The 23958-nt window shown below is 66.0% G+C and carries 25 protein-coding genes; 15 read left to right on the plus strand and 10 right to left on the minus strand.

All coding sequences use genetic code 11. The features are described 5' to 3' along the window. Positions 1-69: 69 nt before the first annotated feature. A complete protein-coding gene (locus tag LXM55_RS12105; RefSeq protein WP_233320594.1) occupies positions 70-396 on the plus strand; it encodes a DUF883 family protein in 327 nt (108 codons plus the stop codon). Here LXM55_RS12105 and LXM55_RS12110 read toward each other — a convergent pair. Continuing rightward, positions 393-1286 carry a LysR family transcriptional regulator gene (locus LXM55_RS12110; protein ID WP_233320595.1) on the minus strand — a complete coding sequence of 298 codons (894 nt, stop codon included), beginning with the start codon at positions 1284-1286 and terminating at the stop codon, positions 393-395. The genes LXM55_RS12105 and LXM55_RS12110 overlap by 4 nt on opposite strands. Positions 1287-1416: 130 nt before the next feature. On the opposite strand from LXM55_RS12110, the gene trpB reads away from it, so the two are divergent. The 5 genes from trpB (at position 1417) to LXM55_RS12135 (ending at position 6290) form a co-directional block, all read left to right on the plus strand. Next, on the plus strand, positions 1417-2637 hold the full coding sequence (gene trpB, locus LXM55_RS12115; RefSeq protein ID WP_233320596.1) for a tryptophan synthase subunit beta: 1221 nt from the start codon (positions 1417-1419) through the stop codon (positions 2635-2637). Continuing rightward, positions 2637-3449 carry a tryptophan synthase subunit alpha gene (gene trpA / locus LXM55_RS12120; RefSeq protein ID WP_233320597.1) on the plus strand — a complete coding sequence of 271 codons (813 nt, stop codon included), beginning with the start codon at positions 2637-2639 and terminating at the stop codon, positions 3447-3449. Before trpB ends, trpA begins: the two co-directional genes overlap by 1 nt. A 122-nt stretch (positions 3450-3571) precedes the next feature. Next, positions 3572-4015 (plus strand): RcnB family protein, encoded by a 444-nt coding sequence (locus tag LXM55_RS12125; protein WP_233320598.1) that lies wholly within the window; start codon positions 3572-3574, stop codon positions 4013-4015. Between the two features lie 117 nt (positions 4016-4132). Beyond that, a complete protein-coding gene (locus tag LXM55_RS12130; protein WP_233320599.1) occupies positions 4133-4819 on the plus strand; it encodes a FadR/GntR family transcriptional regulator in 687 nt (228 codons plus the stop codon). Between the two features lie 70 nt (positions 4820-4889). Further along, on the plus strand, positions 4890-6290 hold the full coding sequence (locus LXM55_RS12135; protein ID WP_325169896.1) for a flavin monoamine oxidase family protein: 1401 nt from the start codon (positions 4890-4892) through the stop codon (positions 6288-6290). A gap of 3 nt (positions 6291-6293) precedes the next feature. On the opposite strand, the gene LXM55_RS12140 is transcribed toward LXM55_RS12135, so the two are convergent. Together LXM55_RS12140 and LXM55_RS12145 are read right to left on the minus strand one after the other, a co-directional pair. Beyond that, on the minus strand, positions 6294-6647 hold the full coding sequence (locus LXM55_RS12140) for a DOPA 4,5-dioxygenase family protein (RefSeq protein WP_233320600.1): 354 nt from the start codon (positions 6645-6647) through the stop codon (positions 6294-6296). A 69-nt stretch (positions 6648-6716) separates the two neighbouring features. Continuing rightward, the gene (locus LXM55_RS12145; RefSeq protein ID WP_233320601.1) at positions 6717-7667 is read right to left on the minus strand and encodes a choline sulfate utilization transcriptional regulator; all 951 of its coding nucleotides are present in this window, start codon (positions 7665-7667) and stop codon (positions 6717-6719) included. A 114-nt stretch (positions 7668-7781) separates the two neighbouring features. Between LXM55_RS12145 and betC the strand changes: the two genes are divergently transcribed. The 3 genes from betC to LXM55_RS12160 all read left to right on the plus strand — a co-directional run bounded on the left by betC (position 7782) and on the right by LXM55_RS12160 (position 11927). Beyond that, positions 7782-9296, plus strand: a complete 1515-nt coding sequence (gene betC / locus LXM55_RS12150; RefSeq protein ID WP_233320602.1) for a choline-sulfatase — start codon at positions 7782-7784, stop codon at positions 9294-9296. Positions 9297-9313: 17 nt separating this feature from the next. Further along, positions 9314-10231, plus strand: a complete 918-nt coding sequence (gene choX, locus LXM55_RS12155; RefSeq protein ID WP_233320603.1) for a choline ABC transporter substrate-binding protein — start codon at positions 9314-9316, stop codon at positions 10229-10231. A 127-nt stretch (positions 10232-10358) separates the two neighbouring features. Beyond that, positions 10359-11927, plus strand: coding sequence for a SulP family inorganic anion transporter (locus LXM55_RS12160; RefSeq protein WP_233320604.1), 1569 nt, complete (start codon positions 10359-10361; stop codon positions 11925-11927). A gap of 174 nt (positions 11928-12101) precedes the next feature. On the opposite strand, the gene aroE is transcribed toward LXM55_RS12160, so the two are convergent. Both aroE and hemF read right to left on the minus strand, forming a co-directional pair. After that, a complete protein-coding gene (aroE, locus tag LXM55_RS12165) occupies positions 12102-12923 on the minus strand; it encodes a shikimate dehydrogenase (RefSeq protein ID WP_233320605.1) in 822 nt (273 codons plus the stop codon). A 74-nt stretch (positions 12924-12997) separates the two neighbouring features. After that, positions 12998-13915, minus strand: coding sequence for an oxygen-dependent coproporphyrinogen oxidase (hemF, locus tag LXM55_RS12170; RefSeq protein WP_233320606.1), 918 nt, complete (start codon positions 13913-13915; stop codon positions 12998-13000). 167 nt (positions 13916-14082) lie between these two features. On the opposite strand from hemF, the gene LXM55_RS12175 reads away from it, so the two are divergent. Beyond that, positions 14083-15063, plus strand: a complete 981-nt coding sequence (locus LXM55_RS12175; protein ID WP_233320607.1) for an NADPH:quinone reductase — start codon at positions 14083-14085, stop codon at positions 15061-15063. Positions 15064-15252: 189 nt separating this feature from the next. Here LXM55_RS12175 and LXM55_RS12180 read toward each other — a convergent pair whose 3' ends face one another. Both LXM55_RS12180 and dprA read right to left on the minus strand, forming a co-directional pair. Beyond that, positions 15253-15810 carry an L-threonylcarbamoyladenylate synthase gene (locus LXM55_RS12180; protein ID WP_233320608.1) on the minus strand — a complete coding sequence of 186 codons (558 nt, stop codon included), beginning with the start codon at positions 15808-15810 and terminating at the stop codon, positions 15253-15255. A 54-nt stretch (positions 15811-15864) separates the two neighbouring features. After that, positions 15865-16971: a DNA-processing protein DprA gene (gene dprA / locus LXM55_RS12185; RefSeq protein ID WP_233320609.1), complete on the minus strand. Its 1107-nt coding sequence runs from the start codon at positions 16969-16971 to the stop codon at positions 15865-15867. 445 nt (positions 16972-17416) lie between these two features. On the opposite strand from dprA, the gene def reads away from it, so the two are divergent. From def to LXM55_RS12210, 5 genes are all read left to right on the plus strand, one after another. Next, on the plus strand, positions 17417-17923 hold the full coding sequence (gene def / locus LXM55_RS12190) for a peptide deformylase (RefSeq protein ID WP_011058411.1): 507 nt from the start codon (positions 17417-17419) through the stop codon (positions 17921-17923). Positions 17924-18036: 113 nt separating this feature from the next. Further along, positions 18037-18987, plus strand: coding sequence for a methionyl-tRNA formyltransferase (gene fmt, locus LXM55_RS12195; RefSeq protein ID WP_233320610.1), 951 nt, complete (start codon positions 18037-18039; stop codon positions 18985-18987). Continuing rightward, the gene (rsmB, locus tag LXM55_RS12200) at positions 18984-20309 is read left to right on the plus strand and encodes a 16S rRNA (cytosine(967)-C(5))-methyltransferase RsmB (RefSeq protein WP_233320611.1); all 1326 of its coding nucleotides are present in this window, start codon (positions 18984-18986) and stop codon (positions 20307-20309) included. The genes fmt and rsmB overlap by 4 nt, the downstream gene beginning before the upstream one ends. A 22-nt stretch (positions 20310-20331) precedes the next feature. Continuing rightward, a complete protein-coding gene (gene trkA / locus LXM55_RS12205; protein WP_233320612.1) occupies positions 20332-21705 on the plus strand; it encodes a Trk system potassium transporter TrkA in 1374 nt (457 codons plus the stop codon). Between the two features lie 73 nt (positions 21706-21778). Beyond that, positions 21779-22096 (plus strand): tetratricopeptide repeat protein, encoded by a 318-nt coding sequence (locus tag LXM55_RS12210; protein WP_233320613.1) that lies wholly within the window; start codon positions 21779-21781, stop codon positions 22094-22096. Between the two features lie 48 nt (positions 22097-22144). Here LXM55_RS12210 and LXM55_RS12215 read toward each other — a convergent pair whose 3' ends face one another. The 3 genes from LXM55_RS12215 to LXM55_RS12225 form a co-directional block, all read right to left on the minus strand. Next, a complete protein-coding gene (locus LXM55_RS12215) occupies positions 22145-22384 on the minus strand; it encodes a PilZ domain-containing protein (RefSeq protein WP_233320614.1) in 240 nt (79 codons plus the stop codon). A 72-nt stretch (positions 22385-22456) separates the two neighbouring features. Continuing rightward, on the minus strand, positions 22457-23344 hold the full coding sequence (locus tag LXM55_RS12220) for a lysophospholipid acyltransferase (protein WP_233320615.1): 888 nt from the start codon (positions 23342-23344) through the stop codon (positions 22457-22459). Positions 23345-23388: 44 nt separating this feature from the next. Continuing rightward, positions 23389-23952, minus strand: coding sequence for a DNA-3-methyladenine glycosylase I (locus tag LXM55_RS12225; protein ID WP_233320616.1), 564 nt, complete (start codon positions 23950-23952; stop codon positions 23389-23391). Positions 23953-23958 lie beyond the last annotated feature (6 nt).

Genomic DNA, 23958 nt, shown 5'->3' on the forward strand with positions numbered 1-23958 from the left:
TCTGCACTTTCCCAGCGCCCCGCAGTCGGAACCTACACAGCCCATTCACCCCCCTGCAGGAGCGCCAACATGGCCAACACCTCGTTACGCAAAGCCTCACTGGAAAGTATGGAAGCCGAGATCGAAAGCCTGCTCAAATCGCTGGAAAGCCTCAAGGATGATGCTTCCGACGAATCGCGCAAAACCCTCAAGGCGCTCAAGAGCAACGCCGAAAGTGCCCTGAAGCACTCGCGCAGCCTACTCAGCGATGCCTATGAAGAGGTCAAGGTGAAAACCCGTGAAACCGGGATCGCCACCCGCGACTATGCCCAGGAGCACCCTTGGACCACCGCCGGCGTAGCCGTGGGCGCCCTGGGCCTGCTGGCCGCCTATCTGCTGTGCAAACGCGGCGACTAGACCTGTTGGCGCAGTTCGTTTTTCAGCCACTGAGCCAATTGCCGGGCGCGCCCATCAGCGGCGCGCTTGGGTAACCACAGCGCCAGTTGCCCCGGAGTGTCGGAAAACCCCCAAGGGGCAACCAGCCTGCCTGCCACCAAGTCCTCGGCCACCAGCGGCTGCGGGGCAATCGCCACCCCAAGGCCCGCCACGGCCGCCTCCAGCAAGTAATACAAATGCTCGAAACCCTGCCCGTACTTCAACGTCTCGGGATCCAGGCCGTTGCGCCGTGCCCAGCTGGGCCAGGCCTGAGGGCGCGAGGTGGTGTGCAACAAAGGCTCTGCCGCAAGGACAGAGGCCGGCGCCTCGCGCAGGCGCGAATAACCGGCGTAGCGCGGGCTGAGCACCGGGCCGATGCGTTCGCTGGCCAGTTCATACACCTGCATGTCCGCCGGCCACGGCGGCTCGGCGAAGACCAGCAAGGCATCCAGGCCCGGGCGCCGAGGATCGAGGTCGCCCTCGCCAGCGGAAAGGTGCAGGCGCAGGTCCGGCAGGTCGGCATTCAAGCGCCCCAGGCGCGGGATCAGCCAGCGCGCCAGCAGGCTGCCGGAACAACCAAGGACAAAAGGCGCGTCGGCGCTGCCTTGGGTCAACTCGGCGCAGACGTCGCGCAGGCGCTCGAAGGCCTCGCTGCTGGCATCGCGCAGGCGAACGCCGGCATCTGTGAGTTTAAGGCCACGTCCATCCTTGACGAACAGGCTCAGGCCCAGGTGCTCTTCAAGCACCTTCAACTGCCGGCTCACCGCGCCATGGGTGACGTGCAGTTGTTCGGCAGCCTGGCTGACACTGTTGAGCCGGGCAGTGGCTTCGAAGGCCCGAAGGGCATTCAGGGGGGGCAGGTCGCGGCTCATTTTATCTGTGAGTTTTCCTGACAGGTTGTGGCGATCTTATCGGTTTTCAGCACCGGGTGTCAGGGGTAGAGTGGGCTCCATTGTCCTTCCACGAATCTGTCTTTCCCCACCCTTGCCCGGGAGCGCTGCAATGACCCAGTCCCACTTACGCAATGGCCCTGACGACAACGGCCTGTTCGGCACGTTCGGCGGCCGTTACGTGGCCGAAACCCTGATGCCGCTGATCCTCGACCTGGCCCGCGAATACGAAAAGGCCAAGGAAGATCCCGAGTTCCTCAAGGAGCTGGCCTACTTCCAGCGCGACTACGTCGGCCGCCCAAGCCCGCTGTACTTCGCCGAGCGCCTGACCGAGCACTGCGGCGGCGCCAAGATCTACCTCAAGCGTGAAGAGCTGAACCACACCGGCGCGCACAAGATCAACAACTGCATCGGCCAGATCCTCCTGGCCCGGCGCATGGGCAAGAAACGCATCATCGCCGAGACCGGCGCCGGCATGCACGGCGTGGCCACCGCCACCGTGGCCGCGCGCTTCGGCCTGGACTGCGTGATCTACATGGGCACCACCGACATCGAGCGCCAGCAAGCCAACGTGTTCCGCATGAAGCTGCTGGGCGCCGAAGTGATCCCGGTAGTGGCCGGCACCGGCACCCTCAAGGACGCGATGAACGAAGCCCTGCGCGACTGGGTGACCAACGTCGACAGCACTTTCTACCTGATCGGCACCGTGGCCGGCCCGCACCCGTACCCGGCCATGGTCCGCGACTTCCAGGCAGTGATCGGCAAGGAAACCCGCGAGCAGATGCAAGCCCAGGAAGGCCGCCTGCCGGACAGCCTGGTGGCGTGCATCGGTGGCGGTTCCAACGCCATGGGCCTGTTCCACCCGTTCCTCGACGATAAAAGCGTGCAGATCATTGGCGTCGAAGCCGCCGGCTACGGCATCGAGACCGGCAAGCATGCCGCCAGCCTCAACGGCGGCGTACCGGGCGTGCTGCACGGCAACCGCACCTTCCTGCTGCAGGACGACGATGGCCAGATCATCGACGCCCATTCGATTTCCGCCGGCCTCGACTACCCCGGCATCGGCCCGGAACACGCCTGGTTGCACGATATCGGCCGCGTCGAATACACCTCGGTGACCGACGACGAAGCCCTGGCCGCGTTCCACCAGTGCTGCCGCCTGGAGGGCATCATCCCGGCCCTGGAAAGCGCCCACGCCCTGGCCGAAGTGTTCAAGCGCGCGCCGACCCTGCCCAAGGATCACCTGATGGTGGTCAACCTCTCGGGCCGTGGCGACAAAGACATGCAAACCGTCATGCACCACATGCAACAGTCGCAGCAGGAGAAACACTGATGAGCCGCCTGCAAACCCGCTTTGCCGAGCTGAAGGAAGCCAACCGCGCCGCCCTGGTGACCTTCGTCACCGCTGGCGACCCGAACTACGACACCTCCCTGGCGATCCTCAAGGGCCTGCCCGCGGCGGGCGCCGACGTGATCGAGCTGGGCATGCCCTTCACCGACCCGATGGCCGACGGCCCGGCGATCCAGCTGGCCAACATCCGCGCCCTGGGCGCCAAGCAAAATCTGGCGAAAACCCTGCAGATGGTTCGCGAATTCCGCGCGGGCAACAGCGACACCCCGCTGGTGCTGATGGGCTACTTCAACCCGATCCACCACTACGGCGTGCCGCGCTTCATTGCCGACGCCAAGGCTGCCGGGGTCGATGGCCTGATCGTGGTGGACATGCCGCCGGAACATAACAGCGAACTGTGCGACCCGGCCCAGGCCGCCGGCATCGACTTCATCCGCCTGACCACACCGACCACCGACGATGCACGCCTGCCGAAGGTTCTCGACGGCAGCTCCGGCTTCGTCTACTACGTCTCGGTGGCCGGAGTCACCGGTGCCGGCGCCGCCACCCTGGAGCACGTGGAAGAAGCCGTGGCCCGCCTGCGCCGCCACACCGAGCTGCCGATCAGCATCGGTTTCGGCATCCGCACCCCGGAGCAGGCCGCGGCCATCGCCCGGCTGGCAGACGGCGTGGTGGTGGGCTCGGCGCTGATCGACCAGATCGCCCATGCCGAGTCTTCCGAGCAAGCGGTGGACGGTGTCCTGAGCCTGTGCGCGGCCCTGGCCGAGGGCGTACGTCAGGCCCGTGTCAGCTGAGGGTAAAGTTCCTGATACAGAGGAATTAGCGCCCGCGCAGACACACTAAACAGGCAAGACCGAGGGTTTCAGAGCCACCGCTCTGAAACCCTTTTTGCTGTTTGTGCTGCGAGGAATACCTGATGAAAATGCCCAAGCGTCTGATAGCCGGTGCTGCAGTGCTGATGCTCAGCGCCAGCCCGTTGCTACACGTCATGGCCGACGAACGTGGTGATCATGATCGCGGCGGCCCACCGCAGGGCCATTGGGACAACCGCGGCAATGAACATCGCGGGCCCGGGGATGATCGCCGCGGCGGCCCACCGCGGGATTTCGGCCCGGTACGCCAGACCATCCACGACAATCACGGCTACTTCGTGCGGGGTGCACCGCCACCTCCCGGCATCCGCCTGATGCGCGGCCAGCCGCTGCCACGCGGCTACTACGGCGAACGCCTGGACCCTCGCGCCCTGTCACGCCTGCCGGTGTACCGCGGCTATGAATGGCGGCGCATGGGGGGCGATATCTTCCTGATCGAAGTCGGCAGCGGCATCGTCTACGAGATCCTCGACGGCGTGCTCTACTGACGCCTCGCGGGGCCTGGGGGCCTGGGGGCCTGGGGGCCTGCCAGCCCCCGGCACCGCGTGGAAAAATGCTTGGGAATGACCTTGACTTAACTTGGTAACCAAGTAAATTTTCCACCCATGAACACTCTCGACGACACTCCGCCCCCAACCGCCGAACACGCCAGCGACGCTGCGCTGCAGGGCCTGTTCGTGGAAATCTTCGACGGCCTGCTGGCCCCGGGCGAAGCCCTGCCTGCCGAACGCCTGCTGGCCGAGCGCTACGGGGTTTCGCGGATCACCGTGCGCCAGGCGGTGCACAAGCTCAAGGACCTGGGCCTGGTGGAAGTCCGCCAGGGCGGCGCAAGCAAGGTTTGCGATCCGGCCAAGGCCGACGCCCGGGTACTGGAACTGCTGCTAAGGCACGCCGACAAGCTGCAATCGGACGCCGCCCGCGACCTGCTGCAGGACCTGGCCGAATACCAGGAACTGTATGCCACCGGGCTGCTGGAGGCTGCCGCGCGCCATGCCAGCGACCAGCAGCGCCAACGCCTGCTGCAGTTGGTGGAGGCCTATCCCGATGACCTGGACCCGCAACAGGCCGAACACTTGAGCCAGCGCTTCTGGCAGGCCGTTACCGCGGCCGGGAAGAATCGCATCCTGCAAATGGAGATGGCCCTCTGGCAACGCTGGAGCGACAAGGCCCAACCGCAGGAAGGCGAGCCCCAGACCGTGCGCTGGTTCTACCTGACCCTGGCCAGGCAGTTGTCGAGCCGGCAGGACCCCTTGCCCTATTACCTGGCTTCGGTGCGCACTTCCCGAGGCTGACCCTTTCACCCCGACCGCTGGACGCGGTCTTTTTTTGGCTGTGGCAACTTGGTTACCAAGTGGAGGTAACATGCGCTATCAACTGATGAATCCTGTGGGTTTTTCTCGGCAGCTGCTGGCTGCCCATCACGACCAGCCTGGCGCTGCCGGTGTCCCGGGCGGCCCGGGGCCGGCGGAAGTCGACGTGGCTGTGGTCGGCGCGGGCCTGTCCGGGCTGGTGGCCGCCCGCGCCCTGCAGGACGCGGGCCTGCGGGTGCTGGTCCTGGAGGCCCGCGACCGGGTAGGCGGGCGTACCTGGAACCAGGCCATCGGCGACAACCTGTGGGTGGATGGCGGCGGCCAGTGGATAGGCGCCAGCCAGTGCCGGGTGCTGGAACTGGCCCGGGAGCTGGATATCCCGCTGCTGGAGCAATACGACGAAGGCGAGCCGGTGGTCCTGGGCGACGGCCCGCGGGATGACGCCCAGGCACGCCGCGAGCGCCAGGACGTGCAAAGGCGCCTGGAAGCCATGGCGGACCACGTGCCCGGCAGCGCGCCCTGGCTGGCGCCCGACGCGGCGGCGCTGGATGCCCTGAGCGTCGAAGCCTGGATGGACCGCGAAGGCTTGAGCGAAGCCGCACGGGAAGCCGTCGCCAGCACCATCGGCACCACCCTGAGCACCGAACCGGGGCAAGTCTCGCTGCTCTGGCTGCTGTTCTACCTGGCCTCTGCCGGGGGCTTCGACGCCCTGGACGAACAGGCCCAGCAGTATCGGTTGCAGGGCGGTGCCCAGGCGCTATCCCTGCGCCTGGCCGAGCAGTTGGACGGCCGGCTGCGGCTGGATTGCCCGGTACAGCGCATCGTCACCCGCGACGACCAGTCGCTGCTCCTGCACTGCCGCCAGGGCCTGATCCGGGCCCGCCGCGCCATAGTGGCGATGATGCCGGCCGATGTCCGCCGGATCGAGTTCTCGCCGCCGCTGCCGGCGGGGCGCCAGGCGCTGCAGGAAAACTGGAGCGGCTACAGCGGCATGAAAGTGCACCTGCACTATTCGCGGCCGTTCTGGCGCGACGCCGGCCTCAGCGGCGCCAGCAGCAATGACCGCGGCCTGGTCCAGGTGACCTTCGACAGCACGGGCGATCCGGCCCGGGGCGGGGTGCTGCTGGCGTTCGTCGACCCGCAGGTTCTGCGGGACCAGCCGCAGCAACGCCGCGCCCGGGTGCTGGCAGAGCTGGTGGCCCTGTTTGGCGAGGCGGCGCGGCAGCCGCTGGGGTATGTCGAGCAGGACTGGTCGCGCGAACCCTGGAGTGCCGGCTGCGTCACCGCCCTCAAGCCGCAGGTGCTCAGCCGCTATGGCCAGCACCTGCGGCCCGCCGTGGGCAGCCTGCACTGGGCGGGCTGTGAAACCTCCGACGTCTGGTGCGGCTACCTCGAGGGCGCGGTACGGGCCGGTGAACGGGCCGCCGAGGAGGTGCTGCAAGCCCTGGGCTGAAGCCTAGAGCTGATAGTCCACAGACCCGTCGCTGAGGTCCGAGAGATCCAGCGGCCGGGTCGCCCCCATCCACATCGGGTAATCGCGATGATCGCGCAGGTCGCTGCCGGTGATCGGGTGCACCAGCACCACCAGGCCCTGGCGATTGAGCATCAGCCAGGGCACCAGCTCGGCGAACAGCGCCGGCTTGAACGCCAGCTGGCAACTCCAGTCCGGATGCGGCCCCACTGGCCGTTCGTGAACCCGGCCCATTTTCAGCGGGAACAATTGCGCCGCCTGCTCGCACAAGGCCCGGGCCTGATCGATGGTGCTGGCGTCGAAATAGACATGGGCGTGATAGCCCTTGATCCGTTGCATGTCGAAATCCTCATGAAATTGTCCTGGCCCAGGCCAGCGCGGTGCACGCGCCATGGTGCCATGAGCCGCCTACAGAGCGATGGACGGCAACGCCAGCCCCTTGAGGGATTGGGCGCTGTCGGCCTGTTCGGCCATCAGCCAGTCGACGAAACGCTGGATCAACGGGCCACGACGCTTACGCTGCGGCAGCACCACGTAGTAGCCGTAGCCGGACAGCGCTCGCTCGGTGATCGGCCGACACAGCAGGCCCTGCTCCAGCAGGTCGTCCACCAGGTGACGCCAGCCGATGGCCACGCCCTGGCCGCCAATGGCTGCCTGGATCAGCAGCGTGTAGTTGTCGAAGCGCAGTTGCCCCGGGGCCGGGGCGCCGGCCAGGCCCAGCTCGCGAAACACCCCGCTCCAATCGAACCAGTGGCTGCTGTTCTCGCCCCGCAGGTGCAGCAGCGGCAGCTCCAGCAGCGAGCGCGCAGGCAGCGGCGCGGCGCGGTCCTTGAGCAGCAGCGGGCTGCACACCGGAAACACTTCCTCACTGAACAGCCAGTGGCTTTCCCCTTGCTTGAAACGCCCTTCGCCGAACAGCACCGCCACGTCGATATCGCTGCGCAACATGCTGTGGCTGCGCTCGCTGGTCACCAGGCTGACATCCACCTGCGGGTTGGCCTGATGAAAGCGGTGCAGGCGTGGCATCAGCCAATAGGCGGCAAACGCGAAATCCGTGGCCACCTGCAACACCTCGTGCTGATGCTGCTGGCTGAGGGCGCTGAGGCCGGCATCGATGCTCTGCAAACCGACCTGTACCTGCTCCAGCAACAGCGCGCCGGACTCGGTCAGCTCGATGCCCCGGTAGATGCGGTCGAACAGGCGCACCGCCAGTTGCTCTTCCAGGCGCTTGATCTGCTGGCTGATGGCCGGCTGGGTGGTCCCCAGTTCCACCGCCGCGGCGGTGAAGCTGCGCAGACGCGCGGCCGCTTCAAACACCCGGAGCAGGTCCAGGGACAGGTCACCAAGGGCTTCATACATAAGCGTTGCTTATCCTAGTCATTGCCGTGCATGGGCTTTACCGCCAAAGGCATGGAATCCATGCTCGATTGCAGCACTTTCGCATAACCATCGACTATGGAATGCCGCGAGCCCATGAAGCGCAAGAACATTCTTTTCATCATGGCCGACCAGATGGCCGCGCCCTTGCTGCCGTTCTACGGTCCATCGCCGATCAAGCTGCCGCACCTCAGCCGCCTGGCCGCCCAGGGCGTGGTGTTCGACGCCGCCTACTGCAACAGCCCGCTGTGCGCACCCTCGCGCTTCACCCTGGTCAGCGGCCAGTTGCCGAGCAAGATCGGCGCCTACGACAACGCCGCCGACTTCCCCGCCGACGTGCCCACCTATGCCCACTACCTGCGGCGCCTGGGCTACCGCACCGCGCTGTCGGGCAAGATGCACTTCTGCGGCCCGGACCAGTTGCACGGCTACGAAGAGCGCCTGACCACCGACATCTACCCCGCCGACTACGGCTGGGCGGTGAACTGGGACCAGCCCGAGGTGCGCCCCAGCTGGTACCACAACATGTCCTCGGTGCTGCAGGCCGGCCCTTGCGTGCGCACCAACCAACTGGATTTCGACGAAGAGGTGGTGTTCAAGGCCCGGCAGTACCTGTTCGACCATGTGCGCGAAGCCGGCGACCAACCGTTCTGCCTGACGGTTTCCATGACCCACCCCCACGACCCGTACACCATTCCCAAGGCCTTCTGGGAGCTGTACCGCGACGACGAAATCCCCTTGCCCCAGACCCCGCCCCAGAGCGAGCTGGACCCGCATTCCCAGCGCCTGCTCAAGGTCTACGACCTGTGGGACAAGCCGCTGCCTGTGGATAAGATCCGCGACGCACGGCGTGCCTACTTCGGCGCCTGCAGCTACATCGACAGCAACGTCGGCACGCTGCTGCAGACCCTGGAAGACACCGGGCTGGCGGACGACACGCTGATCGTGTTTTCCGGCGACCACGGCGACATGCTCGGCGAACGCGGCCTCTGGTACAAAATGCACTGGTTCGAAATGGCTGCCCGGGTGCCGCTGCTGATCTGGGCACCGGGGCAGTTCGCCGCCGGGCGGGTCGGCGCCGCGGTGTCCACCGCCGACCTGCTGCCGACCCTGGTGGAACTGGCCGGCGGCCATGTGGAGCCCAACCTGCCCCTGGACGGCCGCTCCCTGGTCCCGCACCTGCAAGGGCAGGGCGGCCACGATGAAGTGTTCGGCGAGTACATGGCCGAAGGCACCCTCAGCCCGCTGATGATGATTCGTCGCGGCGCCTACAAATTCATCTACAGCGAAGACGACCCGTGCCTGCTCTTCGATGTCGCCAACGACCCGCAAGAGCGCGTCGACCTCAGCCGGTCGGCCGGGCACCGCGCGCTGTTCGACGCCTTCCTCGCCGAGGCCCGGGCCAAGTGGGACATCCCGGCCATTCACCAACAGGTCCTGGCCAGCCAGCGCCGCCGCCGACTGGTGGCCGACGCCCTGAACCGGGGCACGCGCAAGAGCTGGGACCACCAGCCACAGGTAGACGCCAGTGCGCAGTACATGCGCAACCACATCGACCTCGACGATCTGGAGCGCAAGGCGCGTTATCCACAACCCTGCCAACACCCATAAAACCTGAGGGGAAGAGCATGCAAAGGTTATCCACAGCACTGACATTCGGGCTTCTGGTCTTCGGCAGCGCATCCGCCTGGGCCGACTCATGCGCGACGGTGAAGATGGCCGATCCGGGCTGGAGCGACATCGCCGCGACCAACGCCATCGCCAGCTTCCTGCTCGAAGGCATGGGCTACAAGGCCAAGATCGACACCCTGGCCGTGCCCATTACCTACGGCGGCCTCAAGGATGGCCAGGTGGACGTGTTCCTGGGCAACTGGATGCCGGCGCAGCAGGGCTTCTACGACAAGTTCGTGGCCAATGGCGACGTCACCCAGCTGGCGAAGAACCTTGAAGGCACCGAATTCACCCTGGCAGTGCCGGACTATGTGTGGGAGGCCGGGGTGCATGACTTTTCCGACCTGAACAGATTGGCCGACCGGTTCGACAAGAAGCTCTACGGCATCGGTTCCGGCGCGCCGGCCAACCTGTCGCTGCAACAAATCATCAAGCACAACCAGTTCGGCCTGGGCCAGTGGAAGCTGATCGAATCCAGCGAACAGGCGATGCTCGCCGAAGTCTCCCGGGCCACGAAAAAGCAGCGTTTCATCACCTTCCTCGGCTGGACCCCGCACCCGATGAACGTGCAGCTGAACATGCGCTACCTCACCGGCGGCGAGCAGTACTTCGGCGCCAGCGGCAGCGTCTACACCCTGACCCGCAAGGGTTATGCACAGGCCTGCCCGAATGTCGGCAAGCTGCTGTCCAACCTGCGTTTCACCCAGGACATGGAGAACAGCATCATGGCCGAGGTGGTGAACCGCAAACTCAGCAATGCCGACGCGGCCAAGGCCTGGATCAAGGCCAACCCGGCGGTGCTGGAGCAGTGGCTGGAAGGGGTCCGGACCCTCGACGGCAAGGACGCCCTGGCCGCGGTGAAGGGCATGTTGTAGAGCACCAGCCAGCGGCCGTTCGCCGGCAAGCCGGCTCCTCCGGGACGAGGGGCCAGCCTCGGCACATGCCCGAGGCCTGACAATGCTTTACCCTGGCCCCCTCGAATCCACCCATCCGTGAGCAACCATGGCCTGGCCCAACCGCCATTCACTCCTGCCTTTTCTCGGCTGGCTGCCACGCCAGACCCGCGCCAGCGTCGGTCGTGATCTGCTGGTGGGCCTGAGCGGTGCGATCCTCGCCCTGCCGCAATCCATCGCCTACGCGCTGATCGCCGGCCTGCCGGCGGAATACGGGCTGTACGCGGCCATCGTCCCGGTGCTGATCGCCTGCCTCTGGGGCTCGTCGTGGCACCTGATCTGCGGCCCCACGGCGGCGATTTCCATCGTGCTGTACGCCAGCGTCAGCCCCCTGGCGGTGCCGGCGTCCGAAGACTACATCACCCTGATCCTGCTGCTGACCCTGCTGGCCGGGGTCTTTCAGTGGCTGCTGGGGATGCTGCGTTTCGGCGCCCTGGTGAACTTCGTCTCGCACTCGGTGGTGCTGGGTTTCACCCTCGGCGCGGCGGTGGTCATCGCCATTGGCCAGTTGCCCAACCTGCTGGGGCTGGATCTGCCGAACCAGGCCACGGCCCTGAATAGCCTGGGCCAGTTGCTGCAACACCTGGGTGCCGTGGACCGGCCTTCGCTGCTGCTGGGGCTGGCCACCCTGGCGGTGGGTATTGCCCTGAAGCTGTTGGCGCCGCGCTGGCCGAGCCTGTTGATCTGCCTGGTGCTCAGCACCCTGGCGGCGTGGCTGTTGCCGGGGCTGTTTGGCGATGTGCAGCGGGTCAGCGCCTTTGTCGGTCGGCTGCCGCCGCTGAGCCCACTGCCACTGGACCTGGAACTGATCCTGCGGTTGCTGCCCAGCGCGGTGGCGGTGGGCATGCTGGGGCTGGTGACCAGCCTGTCGATTGCCCGCTCGCTGTCAGCGCGCTCGGAACAACTGCTGGACGCCAACCAGGAAATTCGCGCCCAGGGCCTGTCGAACATGGTCGGCGCGTTCTTCTCCGGCTACCTGTCCTCGGGGTCCTTTACCCGCTCCGGACTGAGCTACGAGGCCGGAGCCTGCTCGCCCCTGGCCGGGGTGTTCTCGGCGCTGTGGGTGGCGCTGTTCGCCGTGGCCGGCGCCGGGCTGATCGCGCATATCCCGATCCCGGCCATGGCCGGCAGCATCCTGCTGATCTGCTGGGGGCTGGTGGACCATCGGAGCATTCGCGCGCTGTTCCGGGTCAGCCGCGCCGAGTTCGTGGTGATGAGCCTGACCTGTGTCGCCACCTTGCTCCTGGAGTTGCAGACCGCGATCTATGCCGGGGTCCTGGCGTCGCTGTTCTTCTACCTCAAGCGCACTTCGCAACCGCGGGTGCAGCAGTCCAGCGAAGGCGACGAAGACATCCTGCGGGTGGGCGGCTCGATCTTCTTCGGCGCCAGCCATTACCTGCAGGTGCGCCTGCAGCGCTGCCACGCACCGAAACTGGTGATCGACGCCCGGCAGATCAACTTCATCGACTATTCAGGGGTGGCGATGCTGCACCAGGAAGCGCGCCGACTGCGGCGTCAGGGCCGCAGCCTGACCCTGCGCCGGGCGCGGCAGGCGGTGAAGGAGGAATTGATCAGGCTGGAAGGGCCGGCGCACTGCCCGATCCGCTTCGAAGACTGAGCCCACGGCCTGCCGGGGCGCTGCCTGTGGCGAGCGAGCTTGCTCGCGCTGGATGGTGCAGCCAGCCCAAGACCCGCGCCCCGTCTCTGTCTGAAACACCGCGATAGCCGGCTTTACGACCGCTACGCGGCCGAGCGGGAGTAAGCTCCCTCGCCACACATGATCTTCAGGGGGTTACTGGGCCAGCTGGCGACGCAGTTCGGCCAGCACCGGGGCGCTGTCCGGGCGTACGCCGCGCCACAGGTAGAAGGCTTCCGCCGCTTGCTCGGCCAGCATGCCCAGGCCATCCAGCACCCGCGCCGCGCCGTGGTCGCTGGCCCAGCGGCAGAACGGCGTCGGCTCCTTGGCGTACATCATGTCGTAGCACACGGTCTTGCCCGGCTCGATCAGGCTGCTGGCAATCGGCGGCAGCTCGCCCGACAGGCTGGCGGAGGTGGCATTGATGATCAGGTCCACCGACTCCTGCAACCAATCGAAACCACTGGCCGAGACCGGCCCCAGGTCGGCGAACAGCTCGGCCAGCCGCTCGGCCTTTTCCACCGTGCGGTTGGCGATCACCACGGCTTCCGGTTGTTCCGCCAGCAGCGGTTCCAGAGCGCCCCGCACCGCGCCGCCGGCCCCCAGCAGGAGGATGCGCTTGCCCTTGAGGCTGACCCCGGCGTTCACCGTCAGGTCGCGTACCAGCCCGGCGCCGTCGGTGTTGTCCCCCAGCAGGCGGCCATCGGCCTGCTTGCTCAGGGTGTTCACCGCACCGGCACGCTGGGCGCGTTCGGTCAGGCTGTCACACAGGCGATAGGCGTCTTCCTTGAACGGCACCGTGACGTTGGCCCCGCGCCCGTGGGCGAAGAAACGGCGAGCGGCGCCGGCGAAATCGTCCAGGGGCGCCAGCAAGGTGTCGTACTCCAGCTGCTGGCCGGTCTGCTGGGCGAACAGCCGATGGATCAACGGCGACTTGCTGTGGCCGATCGGATTACCAAAGACAACGTACTGATCCATCGTTCCTCCTGTGTTCAACACCCGCCGTGACGGCCTTTTCGCCGGCAAGCCGGCTCCTACACGGTAGGTGCGGTTTAGTTGCTGGCCGCCAGCCAGTCGCGATCTTGCAGGAAGTACTCGGTCAGGCGCGCTTCTTCTGTGCCCGGCTCGGCCTTCCAGTCGTAGCCCCAGCGCACTTGCGGCGGCAGCGACATGAGGATCGACTCGGTGCGCCCGCCCGATTGCAGGCCGAACAGGGTGCCACGGTCGTAGACCAGGTTGAACTCCACGTAGCGGCCACGGCGGAATTCCTGGAACTCACGCTGCTGGGCGGTGTAGGCCAAGGCCTTGCGGCGCTGAATGATGGGCAGGTAGGCCTCGATGTAGGCATCGCCGATGGCGCGCATGAAGGCGAAGCTGGTGTCAAAATCCCACTCATTGAGGTCGTCGAAGAACAGGCCGCCGATGCCCCGCGGTTCATTGCGGTGCTTGATGTGGAAGTAGCTGTCGCACCAGGCCTTGTAGCGTGGGTAGACATCGGCGCCAAAGGGCGCGCAGGCACGCTCGGCGACCCGGTGCCAGTGCACGCAGTCATCGACGTTGCCGTAGTAGGGGGTCAGGTCGAAACCGCCACCGAACCACCAGACCGGCTCCTCGCCTTCCTTCTCGGCGATGAAGAACCGTACGTTGGCGTGGGAGGTCGGCACGTGGGGGTTGTGCGGGTGGATCACCAGGGACACGCCCAGGGCCTCGAAGCCGCGACCGGCGAGCTCAGGCCGGTGAGCACTGGCCGAAGGCGGCAGGCCGCTGCCGAACACATGGGAAAAGTTGACCCCACCCTTTTCGATCACCGCGCCGTCACCGATCACCCGGGTGCGTCCGCCGCCACCGGCAGGGCGAGTCCAGGCGTCCTCGATGAAGCGCGCACCACCGTCTTCGGTTTCCAGTGCAGCGCAAATGCGGTCTTGCAGGTCGAGCAGGTAGGCTTTCACGGCCTCGGTGCGGGTAGTCATGGCATCACCTTGAATCGGGCAAAACTACGCGGCGCTAGGGATGGAACACGGGCCGGCGCAAATGGGCGCGTAGCATAACACCGCGCCGGGGCGCTCCGCAGTTGACGAAGGTCAAGCAGAGGAGTCCGATAGAACCCTTTCACGCGACGACCAAGGAGTGAGTACAGATGGCCAAACGTATCCAGTTCCGCGCCCATGGCGGCCCCGAAGTACTCGAGTATGTGGATTACCAACCCGCCGAACCGGGCCCGCAACAGGTTCGCGTCAACAACAAGGCCATCGGCCTGAACTTCATCGACACCTATTTCCGCAGCGGCCTGTACGCACCGCCGGCCCTGCCCTCGGGCCTGGGCGCCGAAGGCGCGGGCGTGGTCGAGGCGGTGGGCAGCGCGGTGACCCGGTTCAAGGTCGGCGACCGCGTGGCCTATGGCAGCGGCCCACTGGGCGCCTACAGCGATGTGCACGTGCTGCCGGAAGCCAACCTGGTGCACCTGCCGGACGCCATCAGCTTCGAACAGGCGGCCGGGGTGATGCTCAAGGGCCTGACCGTGCAGTACCTGCTGCGCCAGACCTACGAACTCAAAGGCGGCGAAACCGTGCTGTTCCACGCAGCCGCCGGTGGCGTCGGCTCCCTGGCCTGCCAATGGGCCAAGGCCCTTGGGGTGAAATTGATCGGCACGGTCAGCTCGCCGGAGAAAGCCGCCATCGCCAAGGCCCTGGGCGCCTGGGAAACCATCGACTACAGCCATGAGGACGTGGTCCAGCGGGTACTGGAATTGACTGATGGCAAGAAGTGCCCGGTGGTCTACGACGGCGTGGGCAAGGACACCTGGCTGACCTCCCTGGACTGCCTGGCGCCGCGCGGGCTGATGGTCAGCTTCGGCAACGCCTCCGGCGCGGTGGACGGGGTCAACCTGGGGATTCTCTCGGCCAAGGGCTCGCTGTACGTGACCCGGCCAACCCTGGCCAGCTACGCCAACAATGCCGAAAACCTGCAACGCATGGCCGACGACCTGTTCGGCATGATTACCAGCGGCAAGCTGAAGATCGAGATTGGCCAGCGCTTCGCCCTGGCGGAGGCGGCCAAGGCGCATATCGAGCTGTCGGCGCGGCGCACCACGGGTTCGACGGTGCTCTTGCCTGATTGAGGTCAATACCTGCTGCCGGAAACCGGGCTGGCCCTTGTGGCGAGCGAGCTTGCTCGCGCTGGATGGCGCAGCCAGCCCAAAACCAGCGACCCGTCTCTGCCTGAAACACCGCGATAACCGACTTTACGACCGCTGCGCGCCGGGGCGCCGGCCGGCCGAGCGGGAGCAAGCGCCCTCGCCACCGATGCCTCAGGAGGGCCGCACCACCTTGCCGGTGGCCAGATCGCGGATCAGGCTCGGGTTCTTGCGCCCACCCAGGCTTCCAGTCAGGACCAGGTCCAGTTGCCCACGGAAATACTGCTCGACGCGCAACCGCGTACGCGCCGCCGGGCGCCCCTGGGGGTTGGCCGAGGTGGAGATCAGCGGGCCCACCAGCGAGCACAGCTCACGCACCAGCGGATGGTCACTGACCCGCAGCGCCACCGTGTCATGAACCCCCGTGACCCATTCAGGCAACAGGTTCTGGTGGGGCACCAGCCAGGTATTGGGCCCCGGCCAGGTGCTGGACATGCGATCGATCCAGGTGTCCGGGAAATCCTCGAAGAGGAAATCGAACTGGTGGATATTATCGGCGATCAGGATCAGGCCCTTGTCCACCGACCGCGACTTGATCGCCAGCAGGCGATCCACCGCTTCTTCATTCCACGGATCGCACCCCAGGCCCCAGACCGCTTCGGTTGGATAGGCAATCACCGCCCCTGCGCGAATCTCTCGTGCGGCTTGTTGCACACGCCAACTGCTGACCATTACCGACTCTCCACATAAAAGCTGTGCGCAGTTTACCGATCCTGCTTATAAAACCTAGCTCAGACGCGCAGACCAATGCCCATTTTCCTGGACCGCGCGGCCTTCAAGCTCAAGCTCGGTCAGGGCCGCCAACACCCGCGGCAGGGGCCAGCCGCTGGCGCGGGTCAAGGCTTCGCTGCTGTGGGGCGCGGCCAGCAGCAGGGCCAGCAATGGGTGTGCGCTGGCCACGGCCTGGGGCGCGGCGCTGGGCGGCAGGTTTTGCCAGCCCGTCAGGGTTTCGAGAATATGCTGGACGCTTTCCACCAGCACCGCGCCATCGCGGATCAACTGATGGCAGCCCCGAGCGCCAGGGTGGTGGATCGAGCCGGGAATCGCATACACCTCGCGGCCTTGCTCCGCCGCCAGGCGGGCGGTGATCAGCGAACCGCTGGCGACGCTGGCTTCCACCACCAGCACGCCCAGAGACAGGCCGCTGATGATTCGATTGCGCCGCGGGAAGTGTTCAGGGCGCGCGGGGGTGTCCAGCGGGAACTCGGAAACCACCGCGCTGCCCTGGTCGATCATGGCCCTGGCCAAGGCCCGATGCCGCTGTGGATAAAAATTTTCCAGGCCGGTGCCCAGCACCCCCACGGTGCGCCCACCGACATCCAGCGCCGCCTGGTGGGCAGCGCCATCAATGCCCAGGGCCAGGCCGCTGGTGATGACAAAACCGGCACCGGCCAGGCTTCGGGAAAAGGCCGCGGCGCTGTCCAGCCCTGGCCGCGAAGCACGACGGCTGCCGACCATCGCCAACTGCGGCCACTCGAGAATCGAAGGGTCGCCAGCCACGAACAGCAGCGGCGGCGCGTCGGCAAGCTGCGCCAGCAAAGGCGGGTAGCCAGGCTGGTCCCACATCAATAAATGCTGGGCCTGGCTATCTATCCAGGCCAATGCGCGGCGGGCGCCCTCACGCACTTCGCTGCTGCGCCGGGCTTCGCTACAGGCCAACGGCAGGCCCAGCGAGTGCCAGGCACTGGCCGGCGCAGCCAGGGCTTTCGAGGCGCAACCGAACGCCTGAAGCAAGCGCTGAAAGCGTACGGGGCCGAGCTCGGGCAAGCCGTGCAAGCGCAAGCGAGCCTCCAGTTCCGCCGGGGAAATACTGCCGGTCATCGGGTTCGACATGGATCATCCTTGATCGTCAGGGCTCCAGCCCAGGCTGGAACAAGCTGTGGATAACTCTGTTGGTAACTTGTTGAGGAACGACCCTCCTCAGGGGCGCCGGAGCTTGTCCAGCAGCGCCAGCGAGCGCGAGGCCGCGAGTACCCAACCATGGCCAAGCCTGTCGTCGCGGCGAAACACCCTCAGCCAGCCGGCCGCCTCATCGGGGCTCTGCAACGGCACCGCGGCCAGCCGGGTCGCGCACGGGTTCACCGCTCCTGACCACCGCCAGCAGGGCGAACAGTGATTTCCTCATGGGCTGAATCCCTTTATTATGTGCGTTCGCGTGAAACGCCAGAGCCTGCGCGGCTCGCTCCCTCCCAGAGCACGTTTTGCATCGGCGACCCAGGTCCAGAACCTGCGTGAACGCCGACTCCGCCCTTACTTCACACGTGTAGCAATTACGCTTATGGCCATTTTAAACATCCTCGAATTCCCTGATCCGCGCCTGCGCACTATCGCCAAACCAGTGGCCGTAGTGGACGACGAAGTGCGTCAGTTGGTCGACGACATGTTTGAAACAATGTATGAGGCCCCCGGCATCGGTCTGGCGGCAACCCAGGTCAACGTGCACAAACGCGTGGTGGTCATGGACCTGTCCGAAGACCGCAGCGAGCCACGGGTGTTCATCAACCCCGAGTTCGAAGCCCTGACCGACGAGATGGACCAGTATCAGGAAGGCTGCCTGTCAGTACCGGGCTTCTACGAAAACGTCGATCGCCCGCAGCGGGTCAAGATCAAGGCCCTGGACCGTGACGGCCAGCCTTACGAACTGATCGCCGAAGGTTTGCTGGCGGTGTGCATCCAGCACGAATGCGACCACCTGAACGGCAAGTTGTTTGTCGATTACCTGTCCACGCTCAAGCGTGACCGGATCAAGAAGAAGCTGGAAAAGCAGCATCGCCAACAGGCTTGATTCCTTATCCAGTGGTGCATCGCGGGCAAGCCCGCTCCTACAATGGTGGTTTTGTGTAGGAGCGGGCTTGCCCGCGATCGTTTCACCTGCGTCCCCTTTTTAAGCGAGTACCCATGATGCGCATCGTCTTTGCCGGCACCCCCGAATTCGCCGCTGAACACCTCAAGGCCCTGCTCGACAGCCCTTACCAGATCGTCGCGGTCTACACCCAACCGGACCGTCCGGCCGGGCGTGGGCAAAAGCTGATGCCCAGCCCGGTCAAGCAACTGGCCCTGGAGCACGGCATTGCGGTGCTGCAACCGCCGACCTTGCGCAATGCCGAGGCCCAGGCCGAACTGGCGGCGCTCAAGCCGGACCTGATGGTGGTGGTGGCCTACGGCCTGATCCTGCCCCAGGTGGTGCTGGATATCCCGCGCCTGGGCTGCATCAACAGCCACGCATCACTGCTGCCACGCTGGCGCGGTGCGGCGCCGATCCAGCGCGCCGTGGAAGCGGGCGACGCGCACAGCGGGGTGACCGTGATGCGCATGGAAGCGGGCCTGGACACCGGGCCCATGCTGCTCAAGGTCAGCACCCCGATCAGCGCCGAAGACACCGGCGGCAGCCTGCACGACCGGCTGGCCGAAATGGGCCCGCCCGCCGTGCTGCAAGCCATCGAAGGCCTGGCCGCCGGCACCCTGGAAGGTGAAGTGCAGGACGACAGCCTGGCGACCTACGCCCACAAGCTGAACAAGGATGAGGCGCGCATCGACTGGAACCGCCCGGCCGTGGAGCTGGAACGCCTGATCCGTGCCTTCAATCCCTGGCCGATCTGCCACAGCACCTTGAATGGCGAAGCCCTGAAAGTCCTGGCCGCAACCCTGGCCGAAGGCAAGGGCACCCCGGGGCAGATCCTCGGCGCCAGCAAGGACGGCCTGCTCGTCGCCTGCGCGGAACAGGCACTGTGCCTGACCCGCCTGCAACTGCCCGGCGGCAAGGCGCTGAACTTCAGCGACCTGTTCAACAGCCGCCGCGAGAAGTTCGCCCTCGGCACTGTGCTCGGCCAAGCGGCGGACGCCCAATGAACCCGCGCCTGGCCGCCGCCAAGGCCCTGACCGCGGTACTCAACGGCAAGGCCTCGCTCAACAGCTCGCTGCCGACCCAACTGGACAAGGTCGAAGCCCGGGATCGCGGCTTCACCCAGGACCTGGCCTTCGGCACCGCGCGCTGGCAGCCGCGGCTGTCGGCGCTGGCGACCAAGCTGCTGCAGAAACCGTTCAAGACCGCCGATGCCGATGTCGAGGCGCTGCTGCTGGTGGGCCTCTATCAGTTGCTCTACACCCGCGTGCCGGCCCACGCCGCCATCGGCGAAACCGTGGGTTGCGCCGACAAGCTGAAAAAGCCCTGGGCCAAGGCCCTGCTCAACGCCGTGCTGCGCCGCGCCCAGCGCGAAAGCGAGGCGCTGCTGGCCGAGCTGGAACACGACCCGGTGGTGCGTACCGCGCACCCGCGCTGGCTGCAGAAATCCCTCAAGGCCTTCTGGCCCGAGCAATGGGAAGCCATCTGCGCCGCCAACAACGCCCACCCGCCGATGATCCTGCGGGTCAATCGCCGGCATCATTCGCGCGACGCCTACCTGCAACTGCTGAGCGCTGCCGGCGTGGCGGCCCAGGCCTGCGTCTACAGCCAGGACGGTATCGTTCTCGACGAGGCCGGCGACGTGCGCAGCCTGCCGGGCTTTGCCGAAGGCTGGATCAGCGTGCAGGACGAGGCCGCGCAACTGGCCGCCGAGCTGCTGGAGCTGGCGCCGGGGCAACGGGTGCTGGACGCCTGCTGCGCCCCCGGCGGCAAGACCTGCCACATCCTCGAAGTGCAGCCGCAGCTGGCCGGCGTGGTGGCGGTGGACCTGGAGGCCAAGCGCCTGGTGCGGGTGCGGGAAAACCTCGACCGCCTGGGGCTGGATGCCCAATTGATCGCCGCCGACGGCCGCGACACCCAGGCCTGGTGGGACGGCAAGCCGTTCCAGCGGATCCTGCTGGACGCACCGTGTTCGGCCACCGGGGTGATCCGACGCCACCCGGACATCAAGCTGACCCGCCAGCCGGAAGACATCGCCGCCCTGGCGCAACTGCAAGGCGAACTGCTGGATGCCATGTGGCAGGCCCTGGAAGTCGGCGGCATCCTGCTCTACGCCACCTGCTCGACCCTGCCGACCGAGAACACCGAGGTCATCGAAGCCTTCCTGGCGCGTACCCCGGGTGCTCGCGAATTGGACATCGGCGGCCAACTGGGGCAGCCTGCGGCCGGCCTCAAGCAGCCCCACGGGCGCCAGTTGCTGGCGCAAGAGGGCGGCCACGACGGCTTCTACTACGCCAAGCTGATCAAGATTGCCGCCGCACGCGGCTAAACGGTTTTAAGGGAGTGACTGGATGAAAATCATCATCCTCGGCGCCGGGCAAGTGGGTGGCACGCTGGCGGAACACTTGGCCAGCGAAGCCAACGACATCACCGTGGTCGACACCGACGGCGAACGCCTGCGCGACCTCGGCGACCGCCTGGACATCCGCACCGTGCACGGCCGCGGCTCCTTCCCGACCGTGCTGCGCCAAGCCGGTGCCGACGACGCCGACATGCTGGTGGCGGTGACCAACAGCGACGAAACCAACATGGTCGCCTGCCAGGTTGCCCACACCCTGTTTCACACCCCGACCAAGATCGCCCGGGTCCGCGAAGCCGCCTACCTGACCCGCGCCGGGCTGTTCGACAACGATGCGATCCCGGTCGACGTGCTGATCAGCCCCGAGCAGGTGGTGACCAACTACATCAAGCGCCTGATCGAGCACCCCGGCGCCCTGCAGGTGATCGACTTCGCCGAAGGCAAGGCGCAACTGGTGGCGGTCAAGGCCTACTACGGCGGCCCGCTGGTGGGCCAGCAACTGCGCCAGCTGCGCGAGCACATGCCCAACGTCGACACCCGGGTGGCGGCGATCTTCCGTCGCGACCGGCCGATCATGCCCAAGGGCGACACGGTGATCGAGGCCGACGACGAGGTGTTCTTCATTGCCGCCAAGGCGCACATCCGCGCGGTGATGAGCGAGATGCGCCGCCTGGAGGAATCCTACAAGCGCATCGTCATCGCCGGTGGCGGGCAGATCGGCGAGCGCCTGGCCGAGGCCATCGAGAGCCGCTACCAGGTGAAGATCATCGAGATGAACCCGGCCCGCTGCCGCTACCTGTCCGACACCCTGGACAGCACCGTGGTGCTGCAGGGCAGCGCCTCGGACCGCGACCTGCTGCTGGAAGAGAACATCGCCGACGCCGACATCTTCCTGGCCCTGACCAACGACGACGAAGCCAACATCATGTCCTCGCTGCTGGCCAAGCGCCTGGGGGCGAAGAAGGTCATGACCATCATCAACAACCCGGCCTATGTCGACCTGATCCAGGGCGGCGACATCGACATTGCCATCAGCCCGCAGCTGGCCACCATCGGCACCCTGCTGGCCCACGTGCGCCGCGGCGACATCGTCAGCGTGCACTCCCTGCGCCGTGGCGCGGCGGAAGCCATCGAGGCCATTGCCCATGGCGACGCCAAGTCGAGCAAGGTGATTGGCCGCGCCATCGAGAACATCGGCCTGCCGCCGGGCACCACCATCGGCGCGATCATTCGCGATGAGGAAGTGCTGATCGCCCACGACGACACGGTGATCGAAGCCGGAGATCGCGTGATCCTGTTCCTTGTGGATAAAAAACACATTCGCGACGTAGAGAAACTGTTCCACGTCGGCCTGAGCTTCTTCTGATCAACCACGCTGTAGCCGCCGTGCCTTATCGCCGCCTGCGGCAGCGGCTACAGAATCCACAGGAGTGACCACGATGCTGGAGTCGCTGGAAAAAATGCTCGCCAAGGGTGTGGATAACGCTCTGCTGCGCTTTGGCCTGGGCAAGGGTTACCTGGATCAGGGCGAATTCGCCAAGGCCGCCGAGCATCTGCAGCGCTGCGTAGGCTTCGACCCCAAGTATTCAGCGGCGTGGAAACTGCTGGGCAAGGCCTGCCAGGGGCAGGGCGACCTGGCGGCGGCGCGTCAGGCCTGGGAACAGGGCCTGGAAGCGGCCCGAGGGCATGGCGACAAACAGGCGGAAAAGGAAATGACCGTGTTCCTGAAAAAGCTGGAGCGCCAGTCTCGAGGCTGACATCACCCTGTAGCTGCTGGCGCAGCGCTCGGCAGCGGCTACCGCGATTTACAGGTAGCGCAGGGCAATGCCTTCCGCATCCGCCTGGACCACTTCCATGCGCACCCTGGGCGCCGCCACTGGCAAGCCCTGCACCTGGCCATAGACCACCGCGCCCTTGGGCAATTTCGCCAGGGCCGGGCTTTGCACATAAACGCCGCTAGCGGACAGGTTGCGGGTCTGCCCCAGGCATTCGCCGATGCTTTCGTGGGAAATCTTGATGCGAAACGACTTGCGGTGCTCGGACATCTTCTGCGCCCTTGTTCAGTGTGCTGTGGATAACTTCCGGAACGGGGTTATCCACAGATCGTGCCAGCTCCCTCAGTACCAGCGCGCCTCACCCGGCGGACGCTTCTTGAAGCGCTTCATGCTCCACATGTACTGGCTCGGATAAGCCCCCACGTAGCGCTCGACCACTTTGCTCATGGCGGCGCAGGAGGTTTCGGTATCGGTGCTGTACATGTCTTCCGGGGCCGCTTCGAGGATCACCTTGTAGCCGGAACCGTCGGGCAGGCGCAGGGCATGCAGGAACACGCCGACCGCCTTGCCACCGGCCAGCATGTTCGGCACGAACTTGCTGGTCAGCGCCTGGGTGGCGAAGAAGGGCACGAAGATCCCGGCGGATTCGGCCGGTTCCGGGTCGGCGGGGATGCCCACTGCACCGCCTTTGCGCACTTCCTTGATGACGCTGAGGATGCCTTCCTTGGTGGAGGCCGCCACACGGTTGCCCAGTTGCACCCGCTGCTTGCGCAGCAGTTCGTCCACCGCCTTGAGCTTGGGTGGGCGGTAGAAAATGATCGGTTTGCACTGGCTGCAATAGAAGTGGTTGAGCACTTCCCAGTTGCCCAGGTGGCTGGTGATGCCGACCACGCCCTTGCCCGAGGCCAGGGCGTCCTTGAGCACGTCCAGGCCCTCGACTTCGCGCACCAGGGCGAGGGAGCGCTCCGCCGGCCAGATCCAGGCGCAGGCACTTTCGGTCAGGGACTTGCCGATGTCTTTCAGGCTCTGGCCCACCAAGCGCTCGCGCTCCGCCGGGTCCATCTGTGGAAAACATTTGGCCAGGTTGATGCGCACCACGTCGCGGGAACGATTGGGTGTCTTCCACATGATCCAGCCGATGGCCGCGCCGACCGCCTGCACCGCGCGCCAGGGCAGCAGGGCAAACAACCGCAGAGCGCCCACCAGCAGGGCGCCTTTGAACTTATCCACAAATGACTCCTGATCTGTCGGTCATGAAGCGTGTCGCGAGCCGGCTATTCTAACCGCGCATCGACCAGGATGGCGTAGCGATCACAGTCGCGGGTGTGATCCATGACCATCCCCGACGCCTGCATCAGCGCGTAGCAGATGGTCGGCCCGACGAAGGTAAAGCCGGCCTTGCGCAGGCCGCGGCTCATGGCTTCGGCCTCCGGGGTCACGGCCGGCACTTCGCTGCGGTCGTTGAAATGATTGATCTTCGGCACGCCGTCGACGAAGGACCAGAGAAAGGCCACCGGGTCCTCCAGCTCCAGCCAGGCCTGGGCGTTGCGCCGGGCGGCATTGAGCTTGAGGCGGTTGCGGATGATGCCGGGGTCCTGCATCAGATCGTCGATCTCGGCGTCGCTCATCTGCGCCACGCGCTGCACATCGAAGCCGAACAGCACCTGGCGATAGTGCTCGCGCTTCTTCAGCACAGTGATCCATGACAGCCCGGCCTGGAACCCTTCGAGCAATAACAACTCGAACAAGCGCTGCCCATCGCGCAGCGGCACGCCCCACTCCTGATCGTGATAAGCCATGTACAGCGGATCTTCGGAACACCAAAAGCAGCGTGGCATAAGGCT

It is taken from the genome of Pseudomonas sp. Au-Pse12 (assembly GCF_021341665.1).
GTDB lineage: Bacteria > Pseudomonadota > Gammaproteobacteria > Pseudomonadales > Pseudomonadaceae > Aquipseudomonas.